Raw genomic sequence first — 19,523 nt, forward strand, 5'->3', positions numbered from 1 at the left:
GTCTATCCGCGCTGTCCGGAATCGACAGGGCGTCGAACGCATCGGCGACGCGGGATACGTACCGTGGGCCTCACACAAGTGCTTGAGGAGGAGCCGTGGCCCTGACGTTGGATCGGACGGAAGCGAACCCGCTGGATGAGGCGATCGCCCAATTGGACGGCGCGATCGCGACGCTCGGATACGACGCGGGGATACGCGACATGCTCGCCACCCCGCGTCGCGAGATGACCGTGGCCGTGCCCCTGCGGGGGGACGACGGTACGGTCACCGTCTTCACCGGCCACCGCGTGCAGCACAACTTCTCCCGCGGTCCCGCCAAGGGCGGCCTGCGGTACAGCCCGCACGTCACGCTCGAGGAGGTTCGGGCCCTCGCGATGTGGATGACGTGGAAGTGCGCGCTCGTCGACATCCCGTACGGCGGCGCCAAGGGCGGGGTGCGCATCGACCCGCGCCTCCACTCCGAGGCGGAGCTGGAGCGCGTGACCCGTCGCTACACCAGCGAGATCCTGCCCATCCTCGGCCCGGAGCGCGACATCCCGGCGCCCGACATCGGCACGTCCGAGAAGACCATGGCCTGGATCATGGACACCTACTCGGTGGTCTCGGGCTACACCGTCCCCGGCGTGGTCACCGGCAAGCCGCTCAGCCTGGGCGGCTCGCTCGGCCGGGCGAGCGCCACCTCCCGCGGCGTCGTCCACATCGCCCTGGCGGCCCTGCGCCACCGCGGGATCACCCCGGCGGGCGCCTCGGCCGTCGTGCAGGGCTTCGGCAAGGTCGGCCGCGACGCGGTCTTCTTCCTCCACGAGGCGGGCGTGCGCGTCGTCGGCATCGCGGACCAGTACGGCGCGGTGCACAACCCCGCGGGCATCGATCCCGAGCGGCTCGCCGCCCACGTCGACGCCACCGGCTCGGTCGTCGGCTACATCGGCGCCGACGCGGCCGACAGCGCCCAGGTGCTCGAGCTCGACGTCGACCTCCTCATCCCCGCCGCCGTCGAGGGCGTGCTCACCGAGGAGAACGCGCCACGCGTGACCGCTCGTGTCATCGTCGAGGGCGCCAACGGTCCGACCACAGCCGGCGCGGACGCGGTGTTCGCCGCGAACGGTCAGCTCGTCGTCCCCGACATCCTCGCCAACTCGGGCGGTGTGATCGTCTCGTACTTCGAGTGGGTGCAGGCCAATCAGGCGTACTGGTGGCGCGTCGACGAGGTGGAGGCGAAGCTCGAAGAGCGCATGCTCGCCACCTGGCGCGACGTGCTCGCCTCCGCCCGCTCGCGCGACCTCACGCTGCGCGCGGCCGCGACGGCGCTCGCCGTGGAGCGGGTCGCCGAAGCGCACCGGCTGCGGGGCCTGTACCCGTAAGCCGCGAGTGCTCGGGTCCGGGAGCGCGGGCTCCCGGGCTCAGACCGCGCGCGTGAACAGGTGGACGGTGATCGCCTGGCCGTCGTCGTGGATGTGGATGTCGCGCTCGGGATCGGCGGCGAAGCCCAGGCTGGTGTACAGGGCGTGGGCGCCGGTCATGTGCTCGCCGCTGTTGAGGGCCACGGCCCGGTAGCCGCGGCGACGGGCCTCGTCGAGCGTGAATGCGGTGAGGCGTGCGCCGATCCCGCGGCGCCGGGCGTCGGGGCTCACGGCGAGCAGCCGGAAGTAGAGTTCGCCGTCGCGCAGCGCGCCGCCCAGGTGGTAGCCGTCTCGCAGGATGGAGACGGTGCCGACGAGGGTGCCGTCGGCATCCGCCGCGACCCAGATCTCGTACTCGTCGGTGCGACCGGCCGTGTCGAGCAGTTGGGCGCGGTAGCCGTCGCTGATCGTGTAGTCGTTGCGGTAGGCCGCGTAGCTGAGCTCGCCGATGGCCGCGTACTCCGCCGGGTCGGCCAGGCGGATGACGAGTCCGTCATCCGGTGTCGTGGTCGGTGCCGTCTCCGTGGCGCTCATCCGCTCTCCTCGTGTTGTTCCAAGTGGTTGCCTGAACCGCAACGCCAACACCCTCGCACCTCTTCCCGGACGCGCGAAAGGTGAGTCGTTGCGGGTCCGCAGGGGTGCGCACCCGCAACGACTCACCTCTCGGGGGTGTCAGCGGTAGAGCGGGGTGCCGTCCGGCGCGGCGGGGACGGGAGTGCCGTCGACGTGCAGGGGCCAGCCGAGCTGCTTGCCGGCGGGCACCGCGGCGAAGTCGGGGCGGCCGTCCGGGCCGGCGGCCAGCGGTGTGCCGTCGGTGAAGTGGGGCCAGGCGAGCGGGCGCTGCGGGGCGGACGTGGTCGCGGAGGCCGGAGTCGGCGGTGCTGCCGGCACGGGTGCCTCGGCGACCGGAGCGGGTGACGGAGCGGCGGCGGCCGGTGCAGCCGGTGCGGCGGGAGCGGCGGCCTCGGCGGGTGCCGCCGGGGCCGGAGCCGCCTGCGGAGCGGGAGGGAAGCCTCCCGGAGTCTGCGCGTAGCCTCCCGGAGCCTGCGCCGTGAACGCGGGAGCGGCCGGGATCGGCTGGCCGTAGCCGGCCTGCGGGTAGCCGGCGGGAGCGTAGCCCGCCGCCGCGTAGCCGGGCGTCGCGTGGCCGGCCGCACGCTGCTCGCGCGAGCCGAGCAGTCCCCACAACGGCACCAGCACGAAGCAGACGCCGGCGACGATGCTGATCGCGCCGATGACGCGGCCGTAGAACTCGTAGTCCCACAGGGTGTTCAGCGAGTGCGGAGCCGGGAGGGTGACGAGCACCGCGATGAGGGCGAGCGCGACCAGCGCGACGACCGCGAAGATGTCGGTCGGGCGGCTGCGCCAGCGGTTCCAGATCAGGCGCAGGAGGTCGCCGAGCCCGAGCATCGCGCGCACCCACAGCAGGGTGCCGATGCCGAGGAAGAAGGCGCCGAACTGGTCGCCGACCGTGAACGGGCTGAGCCAGATGATCCCGATCCAGAGCAGGAGCAGGTAGGCGTCGGCCGCGAGCGAGGACAGCTCGAACCAGGAGGGGCGGAACCGGCCGATGAGCGAGTCGAGCCACACCAGCAGGGCGAAGACGACCAGGGTGATGTTGGTCGCGATCACGCGGCCGAGGGTCTCGCCGCTCACGCCGAAGAGCACGAATCCGATCGAGAGCAGCGCTGCGAGGATCACCGCCCCGATGAGCACGCGCGGGGCCCACCCGCCGATCGCACTGTTCCGGATGCCAGGTGTCGTCACGGTCGCACGCCTTTCCACGGTTTGCCGGAGGCGCGATCGCCCCCGTGGGCCACGCTAACAGAACGGTGCGACGGCGCATCCGGGCGGGCACCGACATCCTGCTCCGGGTCTGCCCCGCCCGCTTGACCTTGACGTAACGTCAAGATCTAGCGTGATCTCCGTGCACACGAGAGAGGAGCCGCGCATGGACTGGTCCATCCAGGACATCTCCCGCATGACCGGCACGACGAGCCGGACGCTGCGGCACTACGACGACATCGGTCTGCTGCGGCCGAGCCGCGTCGGGGCCAACGGCTACCGGTTCTACGACCGGGACTCCCTCGTGCGGCTGCAACGCATCCTGCTGCTGCGCGACCTGGGACTCGGCCTGCCGGCCATCGCCCGGGTGCTCGCGGACCGGGAGGATGCGGTGCCGGCGCTGCGCGACCACCTCGGCTGGCTGCGCGGCGAGCAGGACAGGCTGGCGCGGCAGATCGCGTCGGTCGAGACGACCATTCACGCCGTGGAGAGAGGAGCGGAGATCATGGCTGAAGAGATGTTCGACGGGTTCGACCACACCCAGTACAAGGAGGAGGTCGAACAGCGCTGGGGACGCGAGGCGTACGCGGCGTCCGACCGGTGGTGGCGCGGGATGACGCCGGAGGAGCGCCAGGGGTGGAAGGAGCGCCAGGAGCGGCTCGCCGCCGACTGGATCTCCGCCGCGTCGAGCGGCGTCGCGCCGGAGTCGGCGGAGGCACAGGCGCTCGCTCGGCGGCACGCCGAATGGCTGGCCGACGTGCCCGGCACCCCCGGCTATGGAGCGGGCGGTCCGCCGGCCGCCTACCTGAACGGCCTCGGTGACATGTACGTCGCCGACCCGCGCTTCGGCGCGAACTACGGAGGGGCGGAGGGGGCGGAGTTCGTCCGCGACGCCCTCCGCGTGTACGCCGCCGCCCACCTCGCGTAGGCGTCCGGCGAGCGCCGAGGAGGCGGATTGTCCGCCTCCTCGGCGCTTTTCGCGCGAATTCGTGCCGTCTCGGTGGCGCTGAGGCGCGCGCGGCTCAGCGCGAGAGGCGGCGATCGAGCACGAAGGCGGCGGCGGTCGCGAGCACGAGCAGCGCGGACCCGGCGAAGAGTGCGGTCGAGCCGAGCGGCAGCAGCACGCCGACGAGCGCGGCGCCCAGCGACGAGAAGCCGACCTTGATGCCGGCCATCGTGACGAACACCTGGGCTTCAGCGCCGTGCGGCGCGTACGCGGTGCGCGCCGCGAGACTGGCCGTGAACAGCACCCCGGTCGCCGCGCCGAGCGCGGCGTACACCACGATGGCGAGCGGGAAGGTGAGGGCCAGGAGGCCGGCCGCCAGCATCCCGAGCACCCCGAGCGTCCCGCGTAGCACGAGCCGGTCGGCCTCGCCGCGGAGGGGGACGGCGATCAGCACGAGGGAGACCGCGAGGTTGCCGAAGCCGTACGCCGCCGTCAGCGTCGCGGATTGCGCGGGAGGCTGCGCCAGGGAGGCGGCCGTCGCCACCGCGATCAACGGGACGGCTCCGAGCGGGATCGCGGTCACCGCTGTCGCCACCGTGGTGCGCCGCAGCCCGGGCACGCGCACGAGCATCCCGATGGCCTGCAGGATGTTGACGGCGGGGGCCGGGTGGTCGCGGCCCTCCCGGTCGGGCCGGGGGAGCAGCAGTACCAGCGCGGCGCCGACGAGGGCGGCCGTAGCCGCGCAGACCACGGCGACGGCAGGACCGGCCGTCGCCGCGATGGCACCGATCGCCGCGGGGCCGGCCGTGCCCGCGATGCCGTAGGTGGCGGCGTCGACGCTCTGAGCGCGGCGCTGCGCGACGGCGTCGCCGCCGACGATCCCGGCGAGCTGGCTGCTCATCCCTCCCGTCAGGAGCGGACCGGCCGCGCCGGCGACCAGGAGGGCGATCGCGCCGAGCCACGGCGCGGTACCGATCGCAGGAACGGCGACGGCCAGCGCCAGCCCGTAGAGGGCGCCCGCCGCGGCGAGCACGGCGCGCTTGGCGTGCGTTCTATCCAGCAGCTGCGCGGCGACCGGACCGAGCAGATGCGGCAGGGTGATGCACGCCGCGAGCAGGCCGGTTCCGGCACCGAGACGGTGCTGCTGCGCGAGCAGTACGACGCCGATGACCGCCGCTGCGTCGGCGCCCCGCAGGAGGCACGCCGCGGCGACGTAGACCGCCAGTCCGCTCCGCCTCCCCCGCACTCGACGCACCGTACTCCCGTCGCCGGGGCTGCATCGAGAGGGCGCGGGCGGAGTTAGGCGCGGCGGGTGCGGGTGCGCCCGTTCAGGCGGTCGTCGAGCCAGTGCGCGGCGATGATGCGGGAGGGGCGCGCCTCCTCCGCCGCGTCGCCGGCCTCTGCACGCTCGGCCGGCGCGCGATCCGGCTGCACCCGCCGGACGAGCGGGCCGTCGGCGTGGTCGGCGAACCGGCCGCGGGCGGCGGCATCGGACTCGAGCAGGATGCCGTCGCGCACGTCGACACGCGCGGCATCCTGCTCGTCCCGAAGGCCGGCCCCTTGCACGGCCGTGCCTTCGAGTTCGCCCTCCAGCGGCGCGGCCGTTGCAGCGAGCCGCGGCAGCCGGATGGCGAAGAACGGGATGGTGATGGCGCAGAGCGGTCCGATCAGCAGCGCCTCGGCGAGCGTTCCGATGCCGACATTGCCGCCGAGGAACCAGCCGATGATGAGCACCACGATCTCGATGCCCGTCCGCACGGCCCAGATCGGCCAGCCGGTGCGGGCGTGGAGACCCGTCATCAGGCCGTCGCGCGGGCCCGGCCCGAGCTGGGCTCCGATGTAGAGGCCGGTCGCCACCGCGAGCAGGGCGAGGCCTGCGACGAACACCAGGATCTGCGCCCACAGCTCCGTCTGCTGTGGGATGACCCACAGGCCGAACTGCGCGCTCGGCCCGACGAGCAGCACATTGAGCACCGTGCCGAGACCGGGGCGCTGGCGCAGCGGAATCCAGAGCAGCAGCACGGCGAGGCCGACCACGTTGGTGATCAGTCCGAACGCCCAGCCGCTGTGGATCGAGAGGCCCTGCGCGAGCACGTCCCACGGCGACACCCCGATCGCGGCGCGCACCATCAGCGCGATGGCCATCCCGTAGAGGAAGAGGCCGATCAGCAGCTGGACGAGGCGCCGGGTCAGGAGGAGTCGAGTGGTCACCTTCACAATCCAATCGCTCGATTGGCCTTCCATCAAGATGCCAATTCGGTTAAGGTGGCATGCATGTCGGATCCCCAGCTCACCGCCCGCTCATTGGAGACCCTGCTCGGTCAGTGGCGTGGAACCGGCTCGCAGTATCAGGAACTGGCCGACCGCGTGCGCCTGCTGGTGCTCGACGGCCGCATCCCGATCGGCACCCGCCTGCCGGCCGAGCGCGATCTGGCGGGCCGCCTCGGCCTCAGCCGCACCACGGTCGCGGCCGCCTACCGGCAGTTGCGCGAGGGCCGCTTCGTCGACAGCATCCGCGGCTCCGGCAGCGTCGCGCGGCTCCCCGGCCCGGCACTGGCGCTGCCCACCGGTGGCGGCGACGGGATGCTCGACTTCACGAAGGCTGCCCTGCCCGCGGCCACCGCCCTCCCGGCCGCGGCGCGCGCCGCCGCCGAGGAGCTGCCGCACTTCCTCCCCGACTCCGGGTACGACCCGGTCGGCCTCCCGCACCTGCGCGCCGCGATCGCCGCCCGCTACACCGAGCGCGGCCTCCCGACCGACCCGGACCAGGTGCTCGTGACCGTCGGCGCGCAGCAGGCGATCGCGCTGATCGCCCGCACCTTCCTCGGCCGCGGCGACCGCGCGCTGGTCGAGATGCCGACCTACCCGCACGCCACCGAGGCGTTACGGCTCGCGGGAGCCCGCCTCGTCCCCATCACGGTGACGCCACCGGAGGAGGGCCCGCACGCACTGGGCACCGAGGACGACGGGTGGGATGCGGACGCGATCGAGCAGACGATCCGTCGCGCGAATCCTGCGCTGGCGTACCTCATCCCCGACTTCCACAACCCCACCGGCGCCTCCATGTCGCCGGCCACCCGGGAGCGCGTGCTCGCGGCGGCGGCGGCGCAGGGGACGATCGTCGTCGCGGACGAGACCACCGGCGACCTGGACATCGACCGCCGGGGCGAGCACCTCCCGATGCCCGTCTACGCGGAGCGCGCGGCCGGCGGAGCGCCCGTGCTGCTCATCGGCTCGGCGAGCAAGAGCCTCTGGGGCGGTCTGCGTATCGGCTGGATCCGCGCCGACCGCCCGCTCGTGCAGCGCCTGATCGCCGCCAAGCCGTCCACCGACCTCGGCACGCCGATGATCGAGCAGCTGGTGGTCGCACGGATGCTGCCGCAGATCCCGGAGATCGTGGAGGAGCGGCGCACGCAGCTGCGGGAGGGGCGCGACACCGTGCGGCGGCTGATCGCCTCCACCTTCCCCGACTGGACGATGCCCACCCAGCACGGCGGTCTCGCCGCCTGGGTCGGGATCGGCGCCCCCGTCAGCTCCGCGCTCGCGCTCGCCGCGCGCAACCACGGCCTGCTGATCGCGGCCGGCCCCCGGTTCGGGCTCGACGGCGCGTTCGAGCGGTCGTTGCGCATTCCGATCACCTATTCGGTGGACGAGACCGAGCGCGCGTTCGCCGCGCTGAAGCGGGCGTGGGCCGTCGCGGCGAACGAGCCGGCGCCGTATTACGACGCGGCGGCGCTGCCCAACGTGGTCTGAGCGTCCACTCCTGTCCGGCTCGCGGCGACCGCCCAGAGTGAAGCGGGCAGGTCGCGCCCACGGGCGCTGCGGGGCAGGGCGGCCCGGTGGGTCGGGCCGGTCAGGGCCCAGCGGTCGGGTCCGTAGTACGCGCCCTGCGCGGCGGTGGGATCGGCGGCGGCGAAAAGCAGGGGTTCCGCTCCCTGCTCGACCCCCTGCGAGGGGAGGAGGGTGCGCCGCGAGGGCTGCAGGGCCTTGTCCTCGCTCCGCGCGAGATTGCGTCCTGCCGTCTGCAGGTTCGTCCGGGTGTAGCCGGGGTGCGCTGCGGTGCTGAGGAGACCCCAGCCGTGCTCCTCCGAGAGCGCGGCGAGGTGGAGGGCCATCAGCAGGTCGGCGAGCTTGGATTGCGCGTACGCGCGGCCGGCGCGGTAGCGCCGCTCGGAGTCGAGGTCGTCGAAATGGATGCCGCCGAAGTTCGCCGTGCCGCTCGACATCGTCGCGACGCGCGGCGACGGCGATTCCAGGATGCGCGGCAGCAGCAGGTTCGTCAGCAGGAACGGGCCGAGGAAGTTGCTCTGCCATTGCAGTTCGTGCCCGTCGACGGTCACCGTCCGCTTCGGCGGGACCATGACGCCGGCGTTGTTGACCAGGGTGTCGATGCGCTCGCCGTCGGCCAGCATCCCCTCGGCGAAGGCGCGGACGCTCGCGAAATCGGCCAGGTCGATGCGGCGCAGTTCCAGCTGAGCGCCGGGCACGCGAGCCAGGATGTCACGGCGCGCGGACTCGCCCTTGTCGAGCGAGCGCACGGCCATCGTGACGCGCGCGCCGGCCGCGGCGAGCCGGGTCGTCGCCTCCTTTCCCGTGCCGCTGTTGGCACCGGTCACGACGATGTTGCGTCCGGTCTGGTCGGGAACGGTGTACATGAGATCCTCCGTCGTGCCGTGGATGTCCGGCTGATCGTGAAATAATGAACCGGTGGTCTGTTACGGACAGTAATAGACCGATGGTCTGTTAGCAAGGGGGTTCCCGGTGTCACAGGCGACGTTCAGCCGGGCGCGCAGCGTCGAGCAGCGCGCGCAGCGCCGGGAGGACATCCTGAGCGCCGCCCGCGCGATGCTCGGCGACACCCGCGTCGCCGACCTGAGCCTCAACGAGCTGGCGAGGCGCGTCGGTCTCGCCAAGTCGAACGTGCTGCGCTACTTCGAGTCGCGCGAGGCCGTGCTGCTCGACCTCTACGACCGCGAGTTCCGCGAGTGGCTCGATGCCCTGGAGGAGCGTCTCGCGGCGACGCCCGAGCGCTCGGCCGGCTCCCTCGCCGCCGCGGTGGCCGAGACGGTGGCCGAGCGGCCGGTGCTGGCCGAGCTCTGCGCGAGCGCTCCGGGCATCCTGGAGCACAACATCTCGGGGGAGGTCGCCCGGGCCTACAAGCGGGGGATGCTCACCTCGGCGGCGCGGCTGGCCGCGCTGGCAGCGCCCTGGATCGGCAGCGACGAGTCCGACGCCCTCGTGTTCGTCGGGGCGGTCACGCTCGCCATCGGCGGCGTCTGGTCAAGCTGCCGGGTGTCGCCCGGGATGGCAGAGGCCTACGCGCTCGACCCGGAGCTCGCCCGGTACCGGCTCGACTTCGCGTCCAGCCTCCGGACGGGCGTCGCGGTCGTGATCCGCGGGCTGCGCGCCGGCCGGGTGGGCGCGGGTGGAGGCTCCGCCGCGAAGTAGTACCACGGCATGAGGAACTTGCACCTTGTGCAATGAGATGCTGGACCTGCGTCATCGATGCCGCACGTCCGCATCCACACCCGCTGAGGGGAACATCCGTGCACTTTCTCGCTGTGCTCAGCATGAAGAACCGCGCGCTGATCGCGCTCGTCACCATCGTGGCGGCCGTGTTCGGCGGTCTCGCGCTGGCCAATCTCAAGCAGGAACTGATCCCGTCGATCTCCTTCCCGCAGCTCGCCGTCGTGTCGACCTACCCCGGCGCGTCCCCGGAAGTCGTGAACAACGACGTGAGCACCCCGGTCGAGGCCGCCATCCAGGGTGTGCCGGACCTCGAGAGCACCTCCTCGGTGAGCAGCACGAACCAGTCGATCATCACGGCGAAGTTCACCTACGGCACCGACCTGGCGACCGCCGAGCAGAAGATCGACCGCGCGATCAACCAGATCAAGTCGAACCTCCCCTCGGGCGTCGAGCCGCAGGTGGTCTCGGGCAGCATCGACGACCTCCCGGTGATCCAGCTCGCGGTCAGCAGCAACGGCGACCAGCGGACGCTCTCCGACGACATCACGAAGCTCGCCCTCCCGGACCTCAAGGACGTCACGGGCGTCAACGACGCGCAGCTCGTCGGCGAGGTCGGCCAGCGCATCACCATCACCCCGGACGCGGCGAAGCTCGCGGCGGCGGGACTGAGCAGCTCGGCCGTGAAGGACGCGCTGCAGCAGAACGGCGTGCTGCTCCCCGGCGGCTCGATCACCGAGGACGGCAAGACCCTCTCCATCCAGTCGGGCAAGCAGCTCACGTCGGTCGACGACATCGCGGCGCTGCCGCTTGTGCGGAGCGCGACGGCGGGCGCGGGCGCGTCCGGTTCCGGGGCATCCGGCGCGACGGGTGCGACCGGCGCCACTGGTGCGACCGGGGCCACGACCGGCGCGACCGGTGCGTCGGGATCCGCTGCAGCCGCGGCCGCGGCCGCAGCCGCCGCCGCAGCCGAGCCGACCACCCCGCCCACCATCGGCGACGTCGCCACGGTCGCGGAGACCGACGACCCGATCACCTCCATCTCGCGCGTCGACGGCAAGCCGGCGCTCACGATCGCGGTCACGAAGCTCCCCTCCGCCAACACCGTCGAGGTCTCGCACGGCGTGACGGAGCTCATCCCCGACCTCCAGAAGAAGCTCGGCTCCGACGCGAAGATCACCGTCGTGTTCGACCAGGCGCCGTTCATCACCCAGTCGATCAACTCGCTCACCGAGGAGGGACTGCTCGGCCTCCTGATGGCGGTCATCGTCATCCTGGTGTTCCTGCTGTCGGTGCGCTCCACGCTGGTGACCGCGATCTCCATCCCGACCAGCGTGCTCATCACGTTCGTCGTGATGTGGGCGACGGGCTACACGCTCAACATCATCACGCTCGGCGCGCTGACGATCGCGATCGGCCGCGTGGTCGACGACTCCATCGTCGTCATCGAGAACATCAAGAGACAACTGGTGCCCGGCGCCGACCGGGCGGTCACGATCGTCCGCGCGGTCCGGGAGGTCGCGGGCGCGATCACCGCCTCCACCATCACGACCGTGGCGGTGTTCCTGCCGCTGGCGTTCGTCGGCGATGTGACGGGCGAGCTGTTCCGCCCGTTCGCGCTCACCGTGACGATCGCGCTGCTCTCGTCGCTGCTCGTGGCGCTGACCATCGTGCCGGTGCTCGCCTACTGGTTCCTGCGTGCACCGAAGGCTCGCAAGCACGAGGGCGGCGCGGCCGACGACGAGGCGGCGCACCTGACCGTCGAGGAGGCAGCGGCCTCCGGTCACGACGAGCTCGAGCACCCGTCGCGCCTGCAGAAGGGCTACCTGCCGATCATCCGCTGGACGCTGAAGCACTCGGCGATCACGATGATCATCGCGCTCGTCGTCCTGATCGGGACCGGCTTCCTCGCTCCGCTGATGAAGACGAACTTCCTTGGCGCGAGCGGCCAGAACTCGCTCACGATCACGCAGACCCTGGAGCCCGGCGCGAGCCTGCAGGCGAAGGACGACGCCGCGAAGTCCGTCGAGCAGAAGCTGCTCGACACGAAGGGCGTCGAGACCGTGCAGGTGTCGATCGGCTCCAGCGGCTCCTCCCTCCGCGACGCGTTCGCCGGGGGCGGTGGAGGCGGCACGACCTTCTCGATCACGACCGACCCGGACGCCGATCAGGAGAAGCTGCAGAACACCATCGAGAGCGAGCTCGGCTCCATCAAGGACCAGGGCACCATCCAGGTGTCGTCGCAGAGCGGGTTCGGCGCCTCCAGCGACATCGAGGTGGACATCACCGCGAGCACGAGCGAGGAGCTGCAGACGGCGACCGACTCGGTCGTCGCCGAGCTGAAGAAGCACTCGTCGCTCAAGCAGGTCACCGACAACCTGAGCGCGTCGCTGCCGTACATCGCGGTGACCGTCGACCGCACCAAGGCGGCGGAGGCGGGCCTCAGCGAGGTCGCCGTCGGCACCATCGTCTCGCAGGCGATGCAGCCGACCCAGGCCGGAACGGTCGCGATCGACAACACGACGCTGACGATCTACATCCAGAACTCGGACGCGCCGACGACCGTCGCCGCGCTCGCGGACCTGCAGATCCCGACCGCGACGGGTGTCGTGCCGCTCAGCACGCTGGCGACCGTCGAAGAGGCGAAGGGGCCGGCGACGGTCACCTCCGAGCGCGGCCTGCGCACCTCCACCGTGACGGCGACTCCTGCGACCGACAACCTCTCCGTCGCGAGCGGAGACGTGACCAAGTCCCTCGCCAAGGCGGACCTGCCGGAGGGTGCGACGGCGAAGATCGGCGGCGTCTCGTCGAGCCAGACCGACGCCTTCGCGCAGCTCGGCCTCGCGCTGCTGGCGGCCATCCTGATCGTCTACATCGTGATGGTGGCGACATTCCGCTCGCTCCTCCAGCCGGTCCTCCTGCTGGTCTCGGTGCCGTTCGCGGCGACCGGCGCCATCCTGCTGCAGATCGTCTCGGGCATCCCGCTCGGCGTCGCCTCCCTCATCGGCGTGCTGATGCTGATCGGCATCGTGGTGACCAACGCGATCGTGCTCATCGACCTGGTGAACCAGTACCGCAGGCGAGGGCTCTCGGTCGCGGAGGCCGTCGTGCACGGCGCCTCCCGCCGTCTGCGCCCCATCCTGATGACGGCGCTCGCGACCATCGCGGCGCTCACCCCGATGGCGATCGGCCTCACCGGGCACGGCGGCTTCATCTCGCAGCCGCTGGCGATCGTCGTGATCGGCGGTCTGATCTCCTCCACGGTGCTGACGCTGGTCGTGCTGCCGACCCTCTACAACCTGGTGATGGGATGGCGCGAGCGCCGCGAGGCGAGGCGGGCAGCGAAGCGCGGCGACGGTGGCGGCAACGGCTCGACGGGTGGACCCGGCGCGGGCGAGCCCGTCACGGGAGGCCCGAGCGAGACCGGCGGCGTCGTGCCGGTCTCCGGCCCGCAGCCGCCGGTGTTCACCCCGCCCGCGGGCGGCCAGCAGCTCTGAGAGCGTCCCGGGCGATCGACACATCGTCCGGGATCCCAGACGGGGGATGCGCGGGCTCATCGGCCCGCGCGTCCCCCGCTCGGTATCGTCGCGCTATGAGCACCAGCGCGCTGTCCGTCGATCCCCTGTGGCCCCGGGCCGGTGACTGGCCGGGGTTCGACGCGCTGCCGGAGGGGGAGCGCGCGGACCTGACGCTGCTCGGCATCCCGACCTGGCGCACCTCGCTGTCGGCGACGGGAGCACACGCGACGCCGGCCGCCGTGCGCGCGGCCCTGCGCCGCTACTCGGAGCACGCCGCGGGGCTCGCCGTCGAGGGGCTCCGGCTGACCGACGCGGGGGATGTGGCCGAGCCGGATGGCGAGGAGGGGGAGGCGCGCGCGACCACCGCCATGCGCGCGGCCGTCGCCCGCTCGACCCTGACCGTCGCGGTCGGCGGGGACAACGCGCTGACCGTTCCCGCCGCGCTGGGCGCGTACGATTCCGACCTCGGAACGGCCGGGCTGATCACGCTCGACGCCCACCACGATCTGCGCGACGGGGTTTCGAACGGGTCGCCCGTGCGGCGGCTGGTGGAGGCCGGGCTCGCGGGTGCGCGCATCGTCCAGATCGGCATCGCGGACTTCGCCAACTCCGCCGAATACACGCGGCGTGCGGCCGACCTCGGCATCACGGTCGTGACGCGCGATGCACTGCACGGGCGGCCCTGGGAGGACGTGATTGCGGAGGCGCTGGAGATCGCGGGGGCGGCGGGAGGTCCGGTGCACGTGGATCTCGACGTGGACGTGTGCGACCGCTCGGTGGCTCCGGGGTGCCCGGCCTCCGTGCCCGGTGGCCTCGCCGCGTGGGAGTTGCGCCGGGTCGCCCGCCTGGCCGCAGCGTCCCCCCTCGTGTGGTCGCTCGACATCGCCGAGGTGGATGCCACGGCCGACGCCGCCGACGAGCGAACCGTACGCCTGGCGGCACTGCTGGTGCTGGAGGCAGCTGCCGGAGTGGCGTCGCGCACCTCCTGAGCCGGCCGGTCGATGGGCGGCTTACGCGCCGCCGATGACCGTCCGCGCCACCAGCGGCACGCCGGGACGGTAGGCGAGGTGCACGTACGAAGGTGCGTCGAGCACCACGAAATCGGCGCGGGCGCCAGCACGCAGGTGACCGACGTCGTCCCGGCGCAGGGACTCCGCACCACCGAGGGTCGCGGCTCGCAACGCCTCCGGCACGGTCATGCCCATGTCGCGCACGGCGACGGCGATGCAGAACGCCATCGACGACGTGAAGGAGGAGCCCGGGTTGCAGTCGCTCGCGAGCGCCACGCGCACGCCCGCATCGAGCAGGCGGCGGGCGTCGGGATACGGGTGCCGGGTCGAGAACTCGACGCCCGGGAGGAGGCCGGCGACGGTGGTCGACCCGGCCAGGGCCTCCACATCGCGCTCGGTGAGGTACGTGCAGTGGTCGACGGCGGCGGCGCCCAGCTCGACCGCGAGGGCCACGCCGTCGCCCGGCGCGAGCTGGCTGGCGTGCAGCCGCAGACTGAGCCCGCGGTCCGCTCCGGAGGTGAGGATGCGGCGCGTCTGGTCAGGGTCGAACGCGCCGGTCTCGCAGAAGACGTCGATCCAGCGGGCGTGAGGGGCGCAGGCGTCGAGCATCGGCCCGACGACCAGGGCGACGTACTCATCGGGACGATCGGCGTACTCGGGCGGGACCACATGCGCTCCGAGGAATGTCGTCTCGGCGGTGACCTCCCGCGCCAGACGCAGGGAGCGCTCCTCGTCGCCGACCGTGAGGCCGTAGCCGCTCTTCACCTCGAAGGTCGTGGTGCCCTGGGCGCGCAACTCGCTAGCGAACCAGTTGAGCTGGTTACGCATTTCGCTTTCGGAGGCGGCTCGCGTCGCCGCGACGGTGCTGCGTATGCCACCAGCGGAATACGGTCGCCCGGCCATCCGCGCCTCGAACTCCCCCGCGCGATCTCCGGCGAACACGAGGTGCGTGTGGCTGTCGACGAAGCCCGGGATCACCGCTGCGCCACGCGCGTCGTGCACCTCGTCGGCATCGCCGAGGGGAGCGCTCGCGGAGGGCCCGGTCCACTCGACGTGCCCGTCCACACTGAAGATCGCGCCGTCGTGCACCAGGCCGAGGGGCCCGTCGTGCGCCGGGTCGAATGTGACGAGTTCGCCGATGCCGGTGAGCAGCGTCGCGCGCGGCATCAGTGGGCCTCGCGCTCCCGGGCCGCGTGCTCCCGCTCGGCGTGCTCGCGCATCGGGACCCGCAGACCGCGCTCGTCGGCGACCTCCACCGCCCGCTCGTAGCCCGCATCCACGTGTCGCATGACTCCGGTGCCGGGGTCGTTGGTCAGCACGCGCTCGATCTTCTCGGCCGCCAGCGCGGTGCCGTCGGCGACGATCACCTGGCCGGCGTGGATGCTGCGGCCGATCCCGACGCCGCCGCCGTGGTGCAGCGAGACCCAGGTCGCGCCCGAGGCGGTGTTGAGCAGGGCGTTCAGGAGCGGCCAGTCGGCGATCGCGTCGGAGCCGTCGGCCATCGACTCGGTCTCCCGGTACGGGGACGCGACCGAACCCGAGTCGAGGTGGTCGCGGCCGATCACGACCGGGGCGCTCAGCTCGCCGGAGGCGACCATCTCGTTGAACTTGAGGCCCGCGAGGTGCCGCTCCTTGTAGCCGAGCCAGCAGATACGCGCCGGGAGGCCCTCGAACGGGACCTTCTCGCCGGCCTGCGTGATCCAGCGGCGCAAGTGCTCGTCCTCCGGGAAGAGCTCCAGCACGGCGCGGTCGGTCGCCGCGATGTCCGCCGGATCACCCGAAAGTGCCGCCCAGCGGAACGGGCCCTTGCCCTCGGCGAAGAGCGGGCGGATGTAGGCCGGGACGAACCCGGGGAAGTCGAACGCACGGTCGTAGCCGCCGAGCTGTGCCTCCGTGCGGATCGAGTTGCCGTAGTCGAAGACCTCGGCACCGGCGTCGAGGAAGCCGACCATGGCCTCCACCTGGGCCGCCATGGAGGCACGGGCCGCGTCGGTGAACGCCTCGGGATCCGCGGCGGCGCGATCGTGCCACTCCTCGACCGTGACGCCCACAGGCAGGTAGCTGAGCGGGTCGTGGGCGCTGGTCTGGTCGGTCACGATGTCGATCGGGACGCCGCGGCGCAGCAGCTCGGGGAACACCTCGGCGGCGTTGCCCACCAGGCCGACGGAGAGGGCGCGACCCTCGTCCTTCGCCTCGACGGCACGGGTGACGGCGTCGTCGATGTCGTCGGCGAGCTCGTCGAGGTAGCCGTGGTCGACGCGGCGCTGCAGGCGGGCGCGGTCGACGTCGACGATCAGCACCGCGCCGCCGTTCAGCGTGACGGCGAGCGGCTGCGCGCCGCCCATCCCGCCGCATCCACCGGTCAGGGTGAGAGTGCCGGCGAGCGTGCCATCACCCTGCTCGTCGTGCCCGCCCCGCCGGGCGGCGAGCTTGCGGGCGACCGCGCCGAACGTCTCGTACGTGCCCTGCAGGATGCCCTGCGAGCCGATGTAGATCCACGATCCGGCGGTCATCTGGCCGTACATCGTGAGGCCGAGCGCCTCCAGGCGGCGGAACTCGGGCCACGTCGCCCAGTCGCCGACGAGATTCGAGTTGGCGATCAGCACGCGCGGCGCCCACTCGTGGGTGCGGAACACGCCGACCGGCTTGCCCGACTGCACGAGCAGAGTCTCGTCCGCTTCGAGGTCGCGGAGGGTCTCGACGATCGCGTCGAACGCCTCCCAGCTGCGGGCGGCCCGGCCGGTGCCGCCGTACACGACGAGGTCATCGGGGCGCTCGGCCACGTCGGGGTCGAGGTTGTTCATGAGCATCCGCAGCGGGGCCTCCGTCTGCCAGCTCTTGGCGCTCAGCTCCGTGCCGCGCGCCGCGCGCACTGGTCTCGCTCCGTCCATTCTGCGTCTCCTTCGTCATCGTCTTCTGGCCGCCGAGCACAGGAAAAGTGCTCGCGCGAGGCCGTGTTTCGAGCACTTTTCCTGTGCTCGCGGGCAGTGGTCAGGTGAGGGGGGTGGGGAGGGCGGCGTCGGCGGCGTCGCGGAGGGCACCGGATGCGACGAGCGCGACCGCGGCCTCGATCTCAGGGGACAGGTAGCGGTCGGGGCCTGGGCCCGCGACCTGCTCCCGCAGCGCGGCGGTCACGGCTCCGGTCGCCGGGCCCTGCGTCAGCGGCGCGCGCAGGTCGGCGCCGCGGGAGGCGGTCAGCACCTCGATCGCGAGCACCCGGGTGAGGCCGTCCACCGCGCGGCGGAGCTTGCGACCCGCGGCCCAGCCCATCGACACGTGGTCCTCCTGCATGGCGGACGACGGGATGGAGTCGACCGATGCCGGAGCCGCGAGGCGCTTGAGCTCGGAGACGATGCCCGCGGCGGTGTACTGCGCGATCATCAGCCCGGAGTCGACCCCCACCTCGTGGGCGAGGAACGGCGGCAACCCCTGGTTGCGGGCCGGGTCGAGGAAGCGGTCGGTGCGGCGCTCGGACATGCTCGCCACATCCGCCACCACGATCGCCAGGAAGTCGAGCACGTACGCGACGGGCGCGCCGTGGAAGTTGCCGTTCGACTCCACCCGGCCGTCGAGTGTCAGCACCGGGTTGTCGACCGCGGAGGCCAGCTCGCGCTCGGCGACCATCGTCGCGTGGGCGACCGTGTCGCGCGCGCCGCCGTGCACCTGGGGCGAGCAGCGGAGGGAGTACGCATCCTGCACCCGCGTGCACTCGGGACCTTTGTGGCTCGCGACGAGGGGGGAGCCGGCGAGCAGGGCGCGCAGGTTGCCCGCCGAGACCGCCTGGCCGACCTGGGGGCGCAGTCGCTGCAGGTCGTCGGCGAACACGGCGTCGGTGCCGAGCAGAGCCTCGACGCTGAGGGCGGCGGCGATGTCGGCCGTGGTGAGGAGGCGCTGGAGGTCGTGCAGCGCGAGCGACAGCATCCCGAGCATCCCGTCGGTTCCGTTGATGAGCGCGAGGCCCTCCTTCTCGGCGAGCACGAGCGGCTCGATGCCGGCGGCGGCCAGGGCGTCCGCGGCATCCAGCAGCTCGCCGTCGACGCGCACCTGGCCCTCGCCCATCGCAGCGAGCGCGCAGTGGGCGAGCGGGGCGAGGTCGCCGGAGCAGCCGAGCGATCCGTACTCGCGCACGATCGGCGTGATGCCGGCGTTGAGCACGGCGGCGTAGGTCTCGACCGTGCGCGCAGTGGCGCCGGTGCGGCCTGTCGCGAGGGTCGCGAGACGCAGCAGCATGAGGGCGCGGACGACCTCCCGCTCCACCTCCGGGCCGCTGCCCGCGGCGTGCGAGCGCACGAGGCTGGCCTGCAGCTGCGCGCGACGCTCGGCCGGGATGAACGTGGTCGCGAGGGCACCGAAGCCGGTCGAGATGCCGTAGTGCGGCTCCACGTCGTCGGCGAGCCCTTCGACGATGGCGCGGGAAGCACGGACCGCGTCGAGCGCGTTCGGGTCGAGCTCGATGCGGGCGTCGTGGCGGGCGACGGCGACGACGTCCGCGACGGTGAGCGGCGCGGCGCCGACGATGACGGGGGCGGTGGTGAGGAGCATGCTCCGATCCTCGCCGCGGGGCCGCCGCGGCGGGCCGGTTGTACACTCGACTCTGTCCGGGATACCAGACAGCGACCGTGCGAGGAGGCCCGATGAGCAAGGTCCCCGCCGCCGAGAACACGCTGCTCATCCTCGGTCACCTCGCCACGCAGCGCGGGCCCGTACCCGCCGCGAGCATCGCGACCGCACTCGGCCTCCCGCGCTCGACGGTCTACCACCTGCTCTCGGTGCTCGGCGATCACGGGTTCGTCCTGCACTTCCCCGAGGCACGGCGCTACGGGCTGGGCGTCGCCGCGTACGAGCTGTCGAGCGCGTTCTCGCGGCAGCAGCCGCTCAGCCGGCTCGGCCGCCCGATCGTCGCCGGCCTCGTGGACGCGATCGGCGAATCCGGTCACGTCGCCGTGCTGCACGGCCGCGACGTCGTCTACATCGTCGAGGAGCGCGCCCCACGCCGGCCGCGCCTCGTCACCGACGTCGGCGTGCGCCTCCCGGCCCATCTGACGGCGAGCGGCCGCGCGCTCCTGGCGACATTGCCGGCCGGGCAGCTGCGCGCCCTCTACCCGGACCGCGATGCCTTCGAGGAGCGCACCGGCGCCGGCCCCCACTCCTACGGAGAGCTGCGCCGGGTGCTCGCCGACGTGCGGACCCGCGGATTTGCGACGGAGGACGGCGAGGTCACGCCCGGCTTCGCGTCCGTGGCGGTGTCGGTGCGGGATCACGCCGGGTGGCCCGCCGCGGGGATCGCGGTGACCTTCCCTCGCGAGAACGTGCCGCCGGAGGAGTGGGAGGCGCTCGCCGCGCGCGTGCGGGAGGCGGCTGCCGAACTGTCGCGGCGCATCCGCGGGGCGTGAGAGCG

The 19,523-nt window shown here is 72.6% G+C and carries 15 protein-coding genes; 7 read left to right on the plus strand and 8 right to left on the minus strand.

Annotated features, from left to right (window positions below):
• Nucleotides 1–95 precede the first annotated feature (95 nt).
• On the plus strand, nt 96–1,361 hold the full coding sequence (locus HNR14_RS11255; RefSeq protein ID WP_313544210.1) for a Glu/Leu/Phe/Val family dehydrogenase: 1,266 nt from the start codon (nt 96–98) through the stop codon (nt 1,359–1,361).
• 39 nt (nt 1,362–1,400) lie between these two features.
• Here the strand turns inward: HNR14_RS11255 and HNR14_RS11260 are convergent, their stop codons facing one another.
• Nucleotides 1,401–1,934 (minus strand): GNAT family N-acetyltransferase, encoded by a 534-nt coding sequence (locus tag HNR14_RS11260; protein WP_179701116.1) that lies wholly within the window; start codon nt 1,932–1,934, stop codon nt 1,401–1,403.
• Between the two features lie 138 nt (nt 1,935–2,072).
• On the minus strand, nt 2,073–3,167 hold the full coding sequence (locus HNR14_RS20655; RefSeq protein ID WP_218876061.1) for a hypothetical protein: 1,095 nt from the start codon (nt 3,165–3,167) through the stop codon (nt 2,073–2,075).
• 184 nt (nt 3,168–3,351) lie between these two features.
• On the opposite strand from HNR14_RS20655, the gene HNR14_RS11270 reads away from it, so the two are divergent.
• Nucleotides 3,352–4,113 (plus strand): MerR family transcriptional regulator, encoded by a 762-nt coding sequence (locus tag HNR14_RS11270; protein ID WP_179701117.1) that lies wholly within the window; start codon nt 3,352–3,354, stop codon nt 4,111–4,113.
• Nucleotides 4,114–4,207: 94 nt separating this feature from the next.
• On the opposite strand, the gene HNR14_RS11275 is transcribed toward HNR14_RS11270, so the two are convergent.
• Both HNR14_RS11275 and yczE read right to left on the minus strand, forming a co-directional pair.
• Nucleotides 4,208–5,377, minus strand: a complete 1,170-nt coding sequence (locus HNR14_RS11275) for an MFS transporter (RefSeq protein WP_179701118.1) — start codon at nt 5,375–5,377, stop codon at nt 4,208–4,210.
• Nucleotides 5,378–5,430: 53 nt separating this feature from the next.
• Entirely contained in the window at nt 5,431–6,342 is a 912-nt protein-coding gene (yczE, locus tag HNR14_RS21375) for a membrane protein YczE (protein WP_179701119.1), read from the minus strand.
• Nucleotides 6,343–6,405: 63 nt separating this feature from the next.
• On the opposite strand from yczE, the gene yczR reads away from it, so the two are divergent.
• A complete protein-coding gene (yczR, locus tag HNR14_RS11285) occupies nt 6,406–7,884 on the plus strand; it encodes a MocR-like transcription factor YczR (protein ID WP_179701120.1) in 1,479 nt (492 codons plus the stop codon).
• Here the strand turns inward: yczR and HNR14_RS11290 are convergent.
• Nucleotides 7,851–8,786 carry an SDR family NAD(P)-dependent oxidoreductase gene (locus HNR14_RS11290; RefSeq protein ID WP_179701121.1) on the minus strand — a complete coding sequence of 312 codons (936 nt, stop codon included), beginning with the start codon at nt 8,784–8,786 and terminating at the stop codon, nt 7,851–7,853. The two genes, yczR and HNR14_RS11290, sit on opposite strands and share 34 nt — an antisense overlap.
• Nucleotides 8,787–8,892: 106 nt before the next feature.
• On the opposite strand from HNR14_RS11290, the gene HNR14_RS11295 reads away from it, so the two are divergent.
• The 3 genes from HNR14_RS11295 (at nt 8,893) to HNR14_RS11305 (ending at nt 14,104) form a co-directional block, all read left to right on the plus strand.
• Entirely contained in the window at nt 8,893–9,579 is a 687-nt protein-coding gene (locus HNR14_RS11295) for a TetR/AcrR family transcriptional regulator (RefSeq protein ID WP_021765314.1), read from the plus strand.
• Nucleotides 9,580–9,677: 98 nt separating this feature from the next.
• Nucleotides 9,678–13,094, plus strand: a complete 3,417-nt coding sequence (locus tag HNR14_RS11300) for an efflux RND transporter permease subunit (RefSeq protein WP_179701122.1) — start codon at nt 9,678–9,680, stop codon at nt 13,092–13,094.
• A 95-nt stretch (nt 13,095–13,189) separates the two neighbouring features.
• Nucleotides 13,190–14,104 carry an arginase family protein gene (locus HNR14_RS11305; RefSeq protein WP_179701123.1) on the plus strand — a complete coding sequence of 305 codons (915 nt, stop codon included), beginning with the start codon at nt 13,190–13,192 and terminating at the stop codon, nt 14,102–14,104.
• Nucleotides 14,105–14,125: 21 nt separating this feature from the next.
• Here HNR14_RS11305 and hutI read toward each other — a convergent pair whose 3' ends face one another.
• From hutI to hutH, 3 genes are all read right to left on the minus strand, one after another.
• Nucleotides 14,126–15,292 carry an imidazolonepropionase gene (hutI, locus tag HNR14_RS11310; protein ID WP_179701124.1) on the minus strand — a complete coding sequence of 389 codons (1,167 nt, stop codon included), beginning with the start codon at nt 15,290–15,292 and terminating at the stop codon, nt 14,126–14,128.
• Nucleotides 15,292–17,016, minus strand: coding sequence for a urocanate hydratase (gene hutU, locus HNR14_RS11315; RefSeq protein WP_179701125.1), 1,725 nt, complete (start codon nt 17,014–17,016; stop codon nt 15,292–15,294). The genes hutI and hutU overlap by 1 nt, the downstream gene beginning before the upstream one ends.
• 100 nt (nt 17,017–17,116) lie before the next feature.
• Entirely contained in the window at nt 17,117–18,667 is a 1,551-nt protein-coding gene (gene hutH, locus HNR14_RS11320) for a histidine ammonia-lyase (RefSeq protein WP_179701126.1), read from the minus strand.
• A gap of 92 nt (nt 18,668–18,759) precedes the next feature.
• Between hutH and HNR14_RS11325 the strand changes: the two genes are divergently transcribed.
• Nucleotides 18,760–19,518 carry an IclR family transcriptional regulator gene (locus HNR14_RS11325; protein ID WP_179701127.1) on the plus strand — a complete coding sequence of 253 codons (759 nt, stop codon included), beginning with the start codon at nt 18,760–18,762 and terminating at the stop codon, nt 19,516–19,518.
• Nucleotides 19,519–19,523: the final 5 nt, after the last annotated feature.

The organism is Leifsonia naganoensis (assembly GCF_013410615.1).
Lineage (GTDB): Bacteria > Actinomycetota > Actinomycetes > Actinomycetales > Microbacteriaceae > Leifsonia > Leifsonia aquatica.